The sequence below is a fragment of the Mesomycoplasma lagogenitalium genome (assembly GCF_029854295.1).
In the GTDB taxonomy this organism is placed as follows: Bacteria; Bacillota_I; Bacilli_A; order Mycoplasmatales; family Metamycoplasmataceae; genus Mesomycoplasma_A; species Mesomycoplasma_A lagogenitalium.
Genome location: NZ_CP122979.1, coordinates 35,493 through 51,834, shown reverse-complemented (window position 1 = coordinate 51,834; position 16,342 = coordinate 35,493). Strand labels below are relative to the sequence as shown.

Here is a 16,342-nt window from a genome sequence, read left to right as displayed (position 1 = left end):
ATAAAAAGATCCTTAAAAACTAAAAGGATCTTTTTTTTTTTTTTTGTGTGTGTGTGTATTATTATTGTTTGTTGTTTAGCTTATCAATTTCTTGTTCTAATTGTGTTTTTTCTAAATTAAATATTTGAGTTAAATTTAATAAATTTTCTTTATTTTCTTTTCTAATAGTAATATCTAGTAATTTAATTTTTAGTGAAAAATCACTTAATTGATTTTCGCTAAAATTAATTACAGCTTGACGATTATCTTCACTTAATTCATTCATTGATTTTAAATAATTTAGTAAGAAAATTTTTTGATTTCATTTTTCAACTTCTTCGTTTCTAAAATCTTTAATTTCTTTTCAAGTTGGTAAATTATTTTTATTTTCTTGTTTATTAACACCATCTAGTAATTCTATTTTTATTTTAGTGCTATAAATACCATCGTAATCTAAATTTAAAATTTCATTTCAAGTTGGTAAATCGGTTTTATCGCTTTGTTTTAAAATTAAATCAATTATTGACAATTTCATTTCTAAAAATGATAATTGATTTTCACTTGCTTGAAATAGAGAGTTTCTATCAGGTAAATATGATTTATCATTTGCTGAATCGTAAAATTTTAGTAAATGAATTTTCTTTTTTCATAATTCAATTGCTTGTAAATCTAAATCTTTAATAGTATTTCAATCTGGTAAATTGGTTTTATCATTTTGATTATCAATCAGCTCAAATAGTTGAATTTGAGAATCAACATTGTCTTTTAAATAACTTGTATTAAAAATATCATTAAATGTTGGTGTTGTTACTTTATTTGCATTTTTTAAATAAAACTCAAATAGTTTTCTTTTTAAACTCATTTGTTTATCGTCTATAGTTGCATTGATAATATCACTTGCACTGATAGGTAAATTATTTTCTTTATATTTATCAAAAATCTTTAATAAATCAAATTTAGTATTTAATGAACGCAATTCTTGGTCATTTAAATTTAAAAGTGCATTTCAATTTGGAAGCAACGATTTATAATCGCTTTCTATTCAAGAAGTTAATGCCGAAATTAAGGAATAATTTTGTACTTTAGACGAATTTTCTTTTCCTAAATTCAGAATATCCTCTCTGATTGAAAGATTATCGTTTTTAGTTTGTTTTTCTCAAGCTTCAAGCAAACTGACTTTATTAATTCAGTTATTTATCTCGCTTGTACTGAACATTACAAATTCACTTCAAGATGGTATTTTTGATTTATCTTTTAATCCAATGATTTTTTTAAATAAATTTATTTTAGAAGATGAAAAATCTATTAATTCCTTTGTTTTTTCAAATTTTAAAATCTCGTCTTTTGTAGGTAAATATTCATCAAAAGAATTATTTTCAATAAATTCAATGTATTGTAATTTATTTTTTCAAATATTAATTTCCTCTTCATTAAATTTTAAAATTTGTTGCTCAGTAGGTAAATTTTCTTTATTATTTTGCTTTTGAACATAACTAATTAAATCACCTTTATAATATCATTGTTCCGTTTCTTTAAATTCCAAATTTAAAATATCATTTCATTTAGGCAAAGTTTCTTTATTTTCCACAAAACTTAAATTTTTAATAATATAAACTTTTTTGTCAAATTCATTTACTTCGCTACTATCGAATTTTATAATCTCGTCTTCTGTTGGTAATCAACTATTATTAGGATTTTCTTTTACAAAATTAATTAAATCAATTTTAGCATTTCACTCTGAAATTTTACTATCATAAAATTCGTTAATGTCATCAAAAGTAGGAAGGTTTTCTCTATTTTTTCTACTAAAAACAAATTTTACAATTTTTTCAAAATTATAAAAATTTTCTACATTAGTTAAATACATATTTTTAACTTCTTTTCAAGTTGGTAAATTCTCTTTATTTTCTAAATTATTGATAAAATCTAAAACAGCAACTTTAGATTTTAATTCGTCTAATTCATGAATATTTAATAAAGTTAATTCAGCTAAGGAAGGAAGGTTTTTATCGTTTTGTTTGTTAATTAAATCTAGCAATTCAATTCTTTCATTTCAAGTTGTTGCATCGGAAACATCTAATTGCAGAATTTGCTCTACACTAGGTAATCCTCGTGTATCTTTTTTATTTACAATGTTATTAATTAATTTAATTTTATGTTCATATTCAGAAATTTTCATTTTATCAAAGTCTAAAATGTCATTAAATGTAGGTAGTCCGTTAATATCTTTTAATTTAGAAATCGATTCAAATAATAAAACTTTTGAAACTAAATTTTTTGCTTTTGTTTCATTTAAATCCACAACTTGTTGTTTAGTTAATGAAAAAGCAGAATTTTCTTCATTATAGAAATTTTCAATTACATATATTTTCTCTTTTCACTCATTTAATTTTTTATAATTCATTTTTTGAATTTCTTCACTAGAAGGAAGGTTTTTTAAACCATTATTTTTATTAATAAAATTAATTAAACGAATTTTATTTGCTATGATTTCAATTTCGTTTCCGCTGTATTTAAAAATTTCTTTTTTTGTAGGAATTCAATTTTCATCGTTACCTTTATAAGTTAAAATCTCTTTAACATCATTTCAATAATCAACTCTAATGTCATTCAGTATTTCCTCTTTAGCAGATGAAAATTCTTTATCAGTTAATTTTTCAAAAAAGTCAAATACTTCTAATTTATTTAATAAATTGAATAAAGATTTAAAATCCATTTTTGATAAATCTTGTTTTGAAGATAATTTATCATTATTTTTTTGATTTTCTAAAATTGAGTTAATTTTATTTTTTGCTGTTTCATCAAATAAAACGGTTTTTTCTTTATTTTTAGTTTTTTCTCCCGTTGAACCAGCATTAGGATCTTCAATTTTATCATCTTTTGGTTTAGAGTCTTTAGGTTGTTGTAAATCTTGACTCACTTCATTTCCGCAGGACATTAAAGCAAAAGATGCCGAAAAGACACTTGAAAAAGCAATTGTATTAAAAATTATTTTCTTTTTAAATTTCATTATTTCTCTCCTATAAATATTTTTTATTATACTTGATTTATATAAAATTATTTTATTAAAATTTTATTTTTTTTCACTCTCTTTGTCTTTCTTCTAATTTATTAGAAATTGAATCTATTTTTTCGATAAATTCTTGATCACCAAAAGGCATATTATTTTCAGGGAAAGTATGCAGTCATAATATTGTTAAATATAAAACTAAAATTCTGTGCTGTAAAACATATTCATAATCATAATCGTCATATGCATTTAAAAAAACTGTTTCTTGTTCATCGCTTAAACGGCATGATTCTATAAAATATGCTAAATCAAAGTGCTTATCACCTTTTGATGCATATTCTCAATCAACAAATCAAATTTTTTCATTTTTATCGATAATAATATTTTCTAATCAAAGATCATTATGTAAAGGAATATCCTTTTTCATATTTCTTAAAATTAAATTAATTTTTTTAAAATATTTATCAATAACAGGAATTTTAATGTTTTTTTCAACTAATATTTTACGATATTCTTTTATTCTTGAAGCATGATTGGATGGTGGAAAATCTAATTTAGAATTATGAAGAGTTTTCATCAAATGTGCTACTTTTGCTAAATTAATATCATTAACTTCTATTTCTTTCCCTTCAATTCAATCAAAGTAAATATCTTTATCATTATTATGTATCATTTTTGGAACAAAATCTAAATTACTTAAAAGATCGTAGTTTATTCTATGATTAAAAGAATTTTTCTTTTTTTCTTGATAAAAAAATTGACCATCTTTATAAGAATTATTTGTTAGTCCCTTTTCAATTTTAATTTTCATTGGTTAATTATAAATTATTTATATAATTTAATTATGAAATTTTCTTTTATTCCTAAAAAATTTTTAAAAAATATAAAAAATATTAAGATTTTTTACTCAGGGAAGCAAAATAAAACCTACATTGGTGATTATCAAAATATAAAAGTTCAAATTAGAGTTCCTAATATAAATAATGATTTTGTTAATTGAAAAAATGAAAAAGAAGTTATTAAATGTAATTCTGATTTTTTGTATTATAAAAATGGAGTTTTTATTAAAAAGTGAATAGAAGCATCAACATTAAAAAAAATTAATTTAAATCAAGAAATAATTACTAAAATTTTTCAAGAAATAGAAAATTTTTCTTTATTACCTTTGACAAAAATAAAAAAGTTTGATTGAAAAACAAAAGAAATAAATGATTTAAAGTATCGAAAATTAGTAAGAAAATATAAAAATGACCAATTGTTTGTTTCACACGGAGATTTAAGAAAAAAAAATATTTTATTTACAAATAAAAATGAAATTTATTTAATCGATTTTGAATGAACTAGATTAAATAATAAATATTTTGATTTAGTATGTTTAAATCTCTATTTAAAAATTAGTAAAAAACTAATTATCGATTATTTTAAACTAGACAAACAAAAATTTAATGATTTTGCATATATGATAAAAAAGTTTAATAATCACTGAATAAAAAAACATTATAATGGTAAAATTTAAATATTAATAAATAGGAGAGTATAAAATGAAAAGACCAGTTATTTTAACAGTTATTGATGGTTTAGGACTAAGAAAGGAAAAACAAGGAAACGCCTTTGCTTTAGCTAAGACACCAACATTTGATGAATATTTTAAAAATTATCCACATTCAGTTATTCAAGCATCTGAAAATTATGTTGGATTACCAAAAGGACAAATGGGCAATAGTGAAGTTGGGCATTTAAATATTGGAGCAGGATTTGTTGTTTATACAGGATTGTCACTAATTAATAAAGCTGTTGATGATAAAACATTTGGTAAAAATGAAAAATTTTTAGCAGCATTTGAAAATTCCAAGAAAACAAATACCCCATTACAAATTATGGGATTATTATCACCAGGTGGTGTACACTCACTAGAAAATCATTTATTTGAATTATTAGAAAGTGCTAATGAAAATGGAGTTAAAAAAGTTTTAATTCATTTATTTGGAGACGGAAGAGATGTTGCTCCTCAATCCATTTTAAGTTCTTTAGAAAAACTTAATTTAATTATTAGTAAATATCCTGATTATAAAATTGGTTCAATTGCTGGAAGATTTTATTCAATGGATAGAGATAAAATGTTTGACAGAGTTGAAAAAGGATATAATGCAATTTTAGGAATGGCTGAAAATACTTTTGAAAATGTAGTTGATTATGTAAATAAACAATATAATGAAGGTATTTTTGATGAATTTTTAGTTCCTGCAATTAACTCGCAAGTAAATAAAAATGATTTTTTAAACAATGAACATTCAGTAATTTTCTTTAATTTTAGACCAGATAGAGCAAGACAACTATCGCACTTAATTTTAGGAACTAATTTATATGATTTTAATCCTAAAAACAAAGTTAAAGTGAATAAATTTGTTTCAATGATGAAATATGAAGGAATTGATACAGATGTCGCATTTGAAGAAGTGCAAGTAACTCATCCTATCGGTAAAGTTATTGAAGGTGCAGGATTAACTCAATTAAGATTAGCAGAAACACAAAAATATGCTCATGTAACTTTCTTTATGGATGGGGGAAATGATGTTGTATATAAAAATAGTGAAAGAATTATGGTTCCTTCATTAAAAGTAGAATCATATGCTGATGCACCTCAAATGTCAGCGAAAGAAATAACTGATCAATTACTAGAAAAAGCAAAAGATTTTGATTTAGTAATTATGAATTTTGCTAATCCAGATATGGTTGGACACACTGGTAATTTAAAATCAGCTATTAAAGCAGTAGAGGTTTTAGATGAACAACTTGCTAGAATTAAAAAATGAGTTGAGCAAAATAATGCAGTACAGTTCATAACAGCAGACCATGGTAATGCCGAAGTTACTGAAGATGAAAATCAAAAACCAGCAACTAAACATACCTCCTATCCTGTAATGTTAATTACAACAGATAAATCTTTAAAATTAAAAGATGGGAAATTAGCAAATATTGCTCCTACAATTTTAGATTATATGAAAATTGAAAAACCAGAATCTATGAACGAGGAATCTTTAATAATTAAATAATTACAAAGTTGATTTTGCCTATTGTGGTAAATCAACTTTTTTTATTTTCTTTTTTTATTATTAAAAACTGATATTTTTTATATTTAACTATTAATTATTAACTTTATTTTATATTTAAGATTACTATTTTGATATATAATTATATCATTTACAAAAAACAATCGAAAAGAGAATACAATGACTGTAGAAAACATTTTAAAAACAAGCTTTCGACTAGATGCATTTTTGTTTGAATTTATTTCAAATTTTTTATTAATTTTCTTAATTTTAATATTAATGTTGATTAAAAAAATAGAAAAAATAAAAAATTTAAAGCTATTTTATGCTACTAGTTTTTCTTTAGTGTTTATTATAAGTGTAGTAACTACTTGAGCAATTTCTAGGTATTATAGCAAATTTTCTGCCGAACCTTTTGTTAGTCCTAGTCATGTAATATTATTTTCCATATTAAAAGCTACGCCCTTTAAAAGTGATACATTATATTTTTATGATCAAGGAATTTTCTACATTTTAAGTTCCCAATTTTTAGCTTCTATTTTTGCTTTTTTAGCATACATTTTAGTATTTTATAATTTAAAAAAATGAAGCAATTATAAAAGTAAATTTGAAAATATTCATTTTTATGAAATTATCGAACAAAAAAATGATAGTAATCCCATTAAATTTTTGGTTAAAGAATTGATATTTATTGTTTTTTATTTAATAACCATTCCATTTATTGGACAAATTAATGCAATTTACTATAATTGAGACCATTTTAAAGCATTATTAATTACTTTTTCATTTTTATTTTTCATTTTATTTATATCATCATTTTTTGGTTTTTTTACATTTCATTTATTTTTTTCTTTAATAGTTATTTTTTGTAATTTAATGGCTATTTTAAAAGAAAAAAGAGAAAATATTATTACTAAAAAAGAAGTAAATAAAAAAATAACATTCATTTCAATTAATGGTCTTATTTCAATAATATTAACATTCGTTTTACCTATTATTGTTGCTACAATAATTTGACAAATTGGAAAATCACAAGGAGTTATTTTTAATTTTTAATTATGAAAAGAAAATATAAATTTTTATTATCATCACTTTTAACTGCTAGTCCAGTTATTACTTTTTTATCATGTACACCAGCAAGTCAAAAACAAGAATTTAAAAAAGAGGAAGAAAGTGATTTAAATCCAAAAGAAAAGGTAAAATTACCCGAATTAAATAACATAGATGTTAAAAAAACAGACATCAAAATCGATACTTATATTTTAGATAAAGTTAAAGACATTTATAATTCTCTTGCTGAAAAAGATTTTTTAGTTTATACAAATCAATTAGATCCTAACTTAAATGGTAAGCCATTAAATTTAGATAAAATTTATCCAACAGATTTAATAAAAAATAATTATGTTAAAAGATTTGCTGATGTTGATATTGAAAAAATTAAATCAATTCTTTTACAAAATTCTAAATTTGATCAAAAAGAAAAAGAATTTATTAAAAGTTTAACATTTAAAGTTCATTATTCTCATATTCATTTAAAAAATGATAATTTACTAAAAGTCTATGTTCCTATTGAAATTATTTCTAAAGTTCCAAATAAAAAACCTTCCCTTTATCAATCGAGGTTTATTGAATCAATAACCGAATTTAAAAATGTGGATATTGAAAATACAACTTCTGAAAGAAAATATAAAATTTTAATGCAAGAATTTAATAAATTAAAACAATTTTTACAAAATAATTTACAGTCGATTTCACTTAAATTAAATAAAGAACAACTAAATAAAATATTAGAAAAATGAAATTTAAATGAACTAAGTTCTGAGCAATATAAAGAATTTATAGATCTTTCTTTTTCATCTGAACTACAAACTTTAATTAATGGAATTGAAAGTATAAAAGATGAAAAAGAAAAAACTTCAATTAAAGCTAAAATTAGAATTATTGATGCTTATTTTAAAAATAATCAATTTGATAAATTATATTTAAAAGTTCGTTATGCTACTGGAAAAGTTGATGAAAATGGCTTTAGTGATTATAACCATGGCGAAGATTTAGAATATTTTATTAATTTAGAAAACAATTATTTATTAGAACAATATATTAAATTTCAAACTAATTTTCACTTTAATGAAGTTAATAATATTTATGAATTTAATTTTTTAAATCTTAAAAAAGAAGACATGTATTTTATTTTTAAAGATGAAAAAATTAAATTAATAGATTATCAAATAACTAAAAAAGATCCAAAAAATGCTACTATTAAATTCACAGTTGAATATAATGGACAGAAAATAGAAAATATTTTAATGAATTTTGGAGTGGGTAATTATGTTTATCAATTTGAAAAACAATTTCAAAATGATAATTATCAAGCTCACAATTTCATTGCTGAAAAAATTACAGCTGATAATATTTTAAAAATTAATAATAGTTTATTTACTGCTTACGGTAATCAAATTTTTTCAGGCGGTTTTGACACACTAAGAGCTTTTTATACTAAAAATACAGATATTGCTAATTCATTGCATTTAGGAGAAGATTATTTAGCTCCACAATTTCAACCAATTGTTGCTCCATATGATGGTGAAATTATTGCAATATATAATAGTCCATCAGATCAACCGGCTTCAGGAATTGGTACAACATTAATGATGAAAATTAATTATAGCCAATTAAAATTAACACCGAGAGAATTTGAAAATCACTTTAAAACCCCTTACGATTCTCAAGGATTTTTCTATATTGGCTTTATTCACTTAGATGCTTCTAAAACTTTAAATAATAGTAATTTAAATATTGTCGTTTCAAACAAAGAAATTAATAAAAGAAAAATGACTTATGCAGGAAATATTTCCCCTAAAACCCCTTTAAAAGTTAAGCAAGGACAAATAATGGGTTATTTAGGTTCTCATGCTACAAACGGAGGTTGAATGACACACGTTCATACAACACTTGTAGCTAATGGAAAAGGTTATTATAATGATAATGGTTTTTATCAAGAAATTAAAATTAATGAAAGATTTAATAAATACGATCCTGAAAAAGGTAGATTAAGCGACATTAGAGTTCAGGGTGTTGCGGTAGCGCCGAAAACTCAAATTAAAAATGTTGATCCAATCACTGCTAAAAGTGATAAAAATGGGAAAAATGACCCTTTATATTACACTATTAATGTTTTAGATTGACACAAAAGACATGGTGTTTTAGTTAATCCTAATGCTATTTACAAAATTAGAGGTGAGCAATCTTTTTGATTTAATATTGAAGAATTAAATAATTTAGAAAATTAAAATTTGTCTAAAAAAGTTAAAAATATACAAAAATAAAAGAAAAAGGCACATTTTTTTTTTTTTTTTTATTTGCCAATAATTTAGTAATTTAGATTATAATTTAAATGAAAATTATAAATTTTTAATTAAAAGATAAAAAAGAGGAAAATATGAACGAGTATAGTAAAGAAAATAATGGAATCAATCAAAGAGCAGAATTGCATAAAAAAATTTGAGCAATAGCTGATAAGGTTCGTGGAGCAGTTGATGGATGAGATTTTAAACAATATATTTTAGGAATTTTGTTTTATAGATTTATTTCTGAAAATATTACAGAATATTTTAATAAGGATGAAAAAATTGAAAATCCTGATTTTAATTATGAAAATATTAGCGATGAAGATGCTGTTAAATACTTTAGAGGATTAAATAGTGAAGATGACATTGTAAAGCAAAAAGGTTTTTTCATTTTGCCTAGTCAACTTTTTGCTAACATCCTTAAAAATGCTAGAAAAAATAATGATTTAAATACTGATTTAGCTAGAATTTTTAAAGAAATAGAATCAAGTGCTAGCGGTTATGCTTCAGAAGATGATATTAAAGGACTTTTTGATGATATTGATACAACTAGTCACCGTTTAGGTAATACAGTTGCTGAAAAAAATAAAAGATTAGCAGATATTTTAGAAGGAATTGCTGAGATTAATTTTCAAGATTTTAAAAATAATGAAATTGATGCTTTCGGTGATGCTTATGAATTTTTAATTTCCAATTATGCATCTAATGCAGGGAAATCTGGTGGTGAATTTTTTACTCCTCAATCTGTTTCTAAATTATTAGCAAGAATAGTGATTGAAGGTAAACAAACAATTAATAAAGTTTATGATCCAACTTGTGGAAGTGGTTCATTACTTTTACAAATGAAAAAACAATTTGATGAAAATATTATCCAAGAAGGTTTTTTCGGTCAAGAAATTAATATTACTACTTACAATTTAGCAAGAATGAATATGTTTTTACATAATATTAATTTTAATAACTTTAATTTAAAAATAGGTGATACTTTACTAAGTCCGATGCATAAAGATGAAAAACCTTTTGATGCAATCGTTTCCAATCCGCCATATTCAATTAAATGAGTCGGAGATGCAGATCCAACATTAATAAATGATGAACGTTTTGCTCCAGCGGGAAAATTAGCACCTAAAAGTTATGCTGATTTTGCTTTTATTATGCACTCATTAAATCATTTATCTAGTCAAGGAAGAGCAGCAATTGTTTGTTTTCCTGGAATTTTTTACCGTAAGGGAGCTGAACAAACAATCCGTAAATATTTAGTTGATAATAACTTCATTGATACAATTATTCAATTACCTGAAAATTTATTTTTCGGAACTTCAATTACAACTAGTATTTTAGTTATGGCTAAAAATAAAATGAATACAAATATTTTATTTATTGATGCAAGCAAAGAATTTAAAAAAGAAAAAAATAATAATATTTTAGAAGATAAAAACATTAATAAAATTGTTGAAAAGTTTGTAAATAAAGAAAATGAAAATTATTTTGCAAGATTTGTAACTAAGGAAGAAATTGAAGAAAATGATTATAATCTTTCAGTTTCTAGTTATGTAGAAAAAGAAGATACAAGAGAAAAAATTGATATTAAAGTTTTAAATGCTCAAATTAAAGAAACTGTTTTCAAAATTAATCAATTAAGATTGGATATTGATAAAATTGTTGAAGAATTAGATTTTGAATAAAGGGATATAATGAATAATAAAATTTTAAATATTCTAAAAAATGAAAAAGTAGAATGAAAAACATTAGGCGAAGTTTGTGAAATAAAATCTGGAGAAACAATAAGTAAACAAGTAATTTTAAAAAATCCTGGTATATATCCAGTAATTAACAGCGGAATGGCACCGCTAGGATATATTAGTTTTTGAAATGTAGAAAACGATCCTATCGGCATTACATCTAGAGGTTCTGGAGTTGGAAGTGTTACTTATCAAACTGGTAGATATTTTAGAGGTAATTTAAATTATTCGGTGTCAATTAATAACCAAAAATATCTTAATACACGATTTTTATATCATTTACTTTTAAATTATCAGGGTGTTATCCATAAAATATGTACATTTAATGCTATACCCGCATTAAATACTTCGGAATTAAAAAAATAAAAATTCCAATACCTTCTTTAAAAACTCAGGAAAAAATAGTGCAAATTCTTGATAAACTTTCTAATTTAAAAAATGAATTAAATCAAAAATTGAAAATTGAACTCAATTCTAGAATTAAACAATATGAATATTATCGAGATAAATTATTAAGCGAAGAATATTTAAACAAAATTACATATAATTTAGTTCTCGACACACACACACACACACACACACACAGCAAAATCATAATGAATTTAGCATAAATTCAAATAAGATTTTGCTTGAAAGTAATCAAGAATATAAATTACGGTTAAAAACACTGGGTGAAATAGGTAAATTTACAAGAGGAAACGGAATAGCTAAAAGCGATTTAAAACTCAATGGAAAGCCAGTAATTCATTATGGTCAAATTCATACCACATATAATATAAGAACTGATAAAACATTTTCATTTGTGGATGATCAAATTTACTCGAAATTAAGAAAAGCTAACTTCAATGATTTATTAATAGTAACTGCCTCCGAAAATCAATCAGATCTTGGAAAATCAATTGTTTGAACTGGAAAAAATGAAATCGGCATTTCTGATTATGTGTATGCATATAAAACAAAAGAAAATTCTAAATATATACAATATTGAACTCAAACAAATTATTTTAAAGAACAAAAAAATAAAAATATGAGAGGTTCTAGTATTTATTATCTGCTTCAAGAAAATATGGAAAAATTCAAAATTTTAATTCCTCCTTTAGAACTACAAAATAAAATTGTTGCTATTTTAGATAAATTTCAAGATGCAATTGAACATTCAAAAGGATTACTACCACAAGAAATTGAGCTAAGAAAAGCGCAGTATGAATATTATCGTGATAAACTACTTTCATTTGATATTGATGTAACTCCAGAGAGAGAAAGAGAGAGCAAAATTCAATAGAAATACCTAATTCCTATTGAATTTTGCTTGAAAAGGCAGAAAAACTGATATGCAAGTTATTAAAAAATAGTTCAGTTATTAAAAATAAAGATATTTATAAAATCCAGATAAAGAGTTTGAAAGAAATTTGTAAATGCTATGACGGTGTACACCAAACACCTAAATACATTGATCAAGGAGTACCATTTGTAAGTGTAGAAAATATTAAAAATATTTATGCAACTAATAAATTTATATCACTTAATGATTTTAATAAATATAAAATCAAAACGCAAAAAGGCGATTTATTTATGACAAGAATTGGCGACATAGGTACTTGTGCAGTAGTGGAAAATAATGATAATTTAGCTTATTATGTATCTTTAGCTTTATTAAGACCGAATCAAAATATTGTTTTAAGTAAATTTTTAAAATATATGATTGAAAGCGAACATGGTAAAAAAGAATTAAATAAAAGAATTTTACATAGTGCCTGCCCTATAATAATAAATTTAACAGAAATTTCAAAATTAAAATTTTTAATTCCTCCTCTTACTATTCAAAAACATATTGTTAATATTTTAGATAAATTTTATGAACTAATTAATGATTTAACAAAGGGACTACCACAAGAAATTGAATTGAGAAAAAAACAATATGATTATTATTGTAATAAACTTTTAAATTTTCATTAATTAACGAGCTGAAAGGAAGTTATGAAAAACATAAATAAAATTACTAAAAGTGAACACATTATCGAAACAGATCAATTAACCATTTTAGGGGAGTATCAAAAGATTGATAGAACAAATTTAAATAAAAACTATCAATCTGAAAAAGAATTAGAGCAAGAATTGATTAAAAATCTTATACTTCAGGGTTATGAAAAATTAGAAATTCATACACAAAGTCAATTATATGAAAATCTAAAATTACAAATTGAAAAATTAAATAAAATTCAATTTAGTGAAAAAGAATGAGCGAGATTTATTAATGAATATTTAGATTCTCCAAATGATAGTGTTGTCAATAAAGCAAATAGAATACAAGAAAATCATATTTATGATTTTAAATTTGATAACGATACTATTAAAAATATTAAAATAATTGATAAAGAAAATCTTAATAATAATCATATGCAAGTTATTAACCAAATTGAACAAAAAGGAAAAGCAAAAAATAGATATGATGTTACAATTTTAGTTAATGGTTTGCCACTTGTTCATATCGAACTAAAGCAAAGAGGTTATAGCGATAAAGAAGCATTTAATCAAATTGTTAGATATAAAAGTGAAAGTTTTGATTCTGAACATTCTCTTTATAAATATACTCAAATTTTTGTAATTTCAAATGGAACATATACAAAGTATTTTTCTAATTTCTTCGATAATAAAAGAGCTAATTTTGAATTTACCATTGATTGAGCAGATCAAAAAAATAATATCATTTCTGATCTAGAAGATTTTACAAAAACTTTTTTTGAAAAAAGAGTTGTTTTAGCTGTTTTAACTAGATATACAATTTTAACAGCCGAAAAAAGATTATTAGTAATGAGACCTTATCAAATTGCTGCAACTGAAAAAATATTGCAAAAAATTAGATTAAGTTACAATAATAAAAGTTGATCTAAAACAGAGGCCGGGGGTTATATTTGACACACAACAGGTTCAGGTAAAACTCTAACTTCTTTTAAAACAGCTAGATTAGCAACTGAATTAGATTTTATTGATAAAGTATTTTTTGTCGTTGATAGAAAAGATTTAGACAATCAAACGGTAAGAGAATATAAAAAATTTCAAGAAGATAGCGTTTATGGAACTAAAAACACTAAAGAATTAAAGAAAAATATTGAAAAGAAAGATAATAAAATTATTGTTACAACAATTCAAAAATTGAATGAATTTATAAAAACAAATAAAAATCATGAAATTTTTAACAAACAATGTGTTTTAATATTTGATGAATGTCATCGTTCACAATTTGGAGAAGCTCAAAATAATATTAAAAAATCATTTAAAAAATATTATCTATTCGGTTTTACTGGAACTCCAATTTTTAGTGCAAATTCACGGGGATTTGATACAACAGAAAGTGTTTTTGGAAAACTTTTACACTCTTATATTATTACTCATGCAATAAGAGATAAAAAAGTTTTAAAATTTAAAATCGATTATCACAATACCGTTCCTTATTATAAACCTCATGAAGAAAATCAAGAAAGTGATAGAAGAAAAACGATCGAAAGAGAAAAGATGTTAATTCATGAAAACAGAATTAAGGAAATAACAAAATATATTTTACAAATTTTCCCTGATAAAACAATTAGAAATGAAAATATAAAAAGCAAAAGTGAACATAATGCCATTTTAGCAGTTCAAAGCATAGATGCAGCCAAACTTTATTATAACGAATTTAAAAGGCAACAAGAATTTTTGGATGAAGATAAAAAAATTAAAGTAACAACAATTTTTAGTTTTGCTGCTAATGAAGAAAAACTTGCAGTTGGCGAAATCGCTGATGAGGAATTAGAAACTGCAAAAAATATTTCAAATACATCAAAAGAATTTTTAGTTTCTGTTGTGGAAGATTTTAATTCTACATTTAAAACATCATATGATTTATCAGATAATGGTTTTCAAAATTTTTATAATGCAGTTTCTGAAAAAACAAAAAATAGAGAAATTGATTTATTGATTGTAGTAGGAATGTTTTTAACAGGATTTGATGCTCCAACATTAAATACTTTATTTGTCGATAAACAACTTAGTTATCACGGATTAATTCAAGCATTTTCTAGAACAAACAGAATTAATAAAATTAATAAACCATTTGGCAATATCGTATGTTTTAGAGATTTATCTAACCAAACTCAAGAAGCTATTAAATTATTCGGTAATGAAGATAGTGCAAAAATTATTTTTGAGAAAGACTTTTTAAGTTATATAAATGGATATTTTGATGAAAATGGAAAACTTATTAACGGTTATTCTCAAACAGTAAATGAACTTAAAACTTATTTTCCTAATCCAGCTGATATTTCTGGCGAAGAAAAAGAAATGCATTTTATATCTCTAATCAATAATTTACTAAGACTTAATAATAAACTGAAAAATTATGACGAGTTTAAAAATTATAAAGGTAAATTAAGCGATAGAGAAATGCAGGATTATAAAAGCACCTATATTAAAATTCGCGAAAAAACATTACACGAAAGAAACCAAAATTTTAATCGTAATGATTATTCAGAAATTGAATTTGAAATTGATTTATTAAAAAGTGAAGAAATTAATTTGGATTATATTTTCCGTGTTAGCAGTTCACAAAAAACTGTTGATGATATGAAAAGGGAAATGATTAGATTAATCCGTTCTGATATTAAAACTTCAAAACAAGAGCCTTTAATAGAAAAAATGTTTAGTGACTATTATAATGAAATTCAAACTCTCTTTGAATCTAGTAATAATGAAGTTATTAAAGTTAAAAAAATTGTTGAATTTTTTTACGATTTTGTGAAATTACAAAAGCAAAATGATATTAATAAATTAATTTTAAATCAAAAATTAAAGGATCAAGATACTGCTTATAGATTTATTGCAAATTGCATTAATAAAGGAAATGTATATCGCGAAGGAACGGAAATTAACGACTTAATAACCGGCGGAAGAATGTCAGGAAATAGGGCAGAAAAAAAACAAATTATTTTTACTGAAATTCAAAAATTAGTTGATTTATATAACGGGATTTAACGATATAAAAATTAAATTAATTTCAATTATGTATAATAAAACCATAGATAGAAAAACCTATATTGCAATATAAAGTGCAACACTTATAAAAATTATATATTTTTGAAATATTTTTTTGAAAAAATAATTTTCAATATTACAAATTACCCTCTAATTAGAGGGTTTTTATTATTTTTAAAATATTTGAATTTAAATTGATTAAATAAT

At 23.2% G+C, this 16,342-nt stretch carries 10 protein-coding genes and 1 pseudogene; 9 read left to right on the top strand and 2 right to left on the bottom strand.

The features are described from left to right. Positions 1-61: 61 nt before the first annotated feature. Together QEG99_RS00230 and QEG99_RS00225 are read right to left on the bottom strand one after the other, a co-directional pair. Positions 62-2,989 carry a hypothetical protein gene (locus tag QEG99_RS00230; protein ID WP_280102003.1) on the bottom strand — a complete coding sequence of 976 codons (2,928 nt, stop codon included), beginning with the start codon at positions 2,987-2,989 and terminating at the stop codon, positions 62-64. A 55-nt stretch (positions 2,990-3,044) separates the two neighbouring features. Further along, positions 3,045-3,800, bottom strand: coding sequence for a phosphotransferase (locus QEG99_RS00225; protein WP_280102002.1), 756 nt, complete (start codon positions 3,798-3,800; stop codon positions 3,045-3,047). 33 nt (positions 3,801-3,833) lie between these two features. On the opposite strand from QEG99_RS00225, the gene QEG99_RS00220 reads away from it, so the two are divergent. The 9 genes and pseudogenes from QEG99_RS00220 (at position 3,834) to QEG99_RS00175 (ending at position 16,135) form a co-directional block, all read left to right on the top strand. Then, positions 3,834-4,505: a protein kinase family protein gene (locus tag QEG99_RS00220; protein WP_280102001.1), complete on the top strand. Its 672-nt coding sequence runs from the start codon at positions 3,834-3,836 to the stop codon at positions 4,503-4,505. Between the two features lie 25 nt (positions 4,506-4,530). Continuing rightward, on the top strand, positions 4,531-6,042 hold the full coding sequence (gene gpmI / locus QEG99_RS00215) for a 2,3-bisphosphoglycerate-independent phosphoglycerate mutase (RefSeq protein ID WP_280102000.1): 1,512 nt from the start codon (positions 4,531-4,533) through the stop codon (positions 6,040-6,042). Between the two features lie 177 nt (positions 6,043-6,219). Next, positions 6,220-7,095 carry an MAG4940 family membrane protein gene (locus QEG99_RS00210; protein WP_280101999.1) on the top strand — a complete coding sequence of 292 codons (876 nt, stop codon included), beginning with the start codon at positions 6,220-6,222 and terminating at the stop codon, positions 7,093-7,095. Between the two features lie 2 nt (positions 7,096-7,097). Further along, positions 7,098-9,329, top strand: coding sequence for an MSC_0775 family lipoprotein (locus QEG99_RS00205; RefSeq protein WP_280101998.1), 2,232 nt, complete (start codon positions 7,098-7,100; stop codon positions 9,327-9,329). Between the two features lie 149 nt (positions 9,330-9,478). After that, positions 9,479-11,071: a type I restriction-modification system subunit M gene (locus QEG99_RS00200; protein WP_280101997.1), complete on the top strand. Its 1,593-nt coding sequence runs from the start codon at positions 9,479-9,481 to the stop codon at positions 11,069-11,071. Positions 11,072-11,080: 9 nt separating this feature from the next. Continuing rightward, a pseudogene (locus QEG99_RS04320) lies at positions 11,081-11,739 on the top strand (restriction endonuclease subunit S). 14 nt (positions 11,740-11,753) lie between these two features. Further along, positions 11,754-12,410, top strand: a complete 657-nt coding sequence (locus QEG99_RS00185; RefSeq protein ID WP_280101994.1) for a restriction endonuclease subunit S — start codon at positions 11,754-11,756, stop codon at positions 12,408-12,410. Positions 12,411-12,433: 23 nt separating this feature from the next. Continuing rightward, on the top strand, positions 12,434-13,084 hold the full coding sequence (locus QEG99_RS00180; RefSeq protein WP_280101993.1) for a restriction endonuclease subunit S: 651 nt from the start codon (positions 12,434-12,436) through the stop codon (positions 13,082-13,084). Between the two features lie 21 nt (positions 13,085-13,105). Then, positions 13,106-16,135: a type I restriction endonuclease subunit R gene (locus tag QEG99_RS00175; RefSeq protein ID WP_280101992.1), complete on the top strand. Its 3,030-nt coding sequence runs from the start codon at positions 13,106-13,108 to the stop codon at positions 16,133-16,135. The last annotated feature ends 207 nt before the right edge of the window (positions 16,136-16,342 follow it).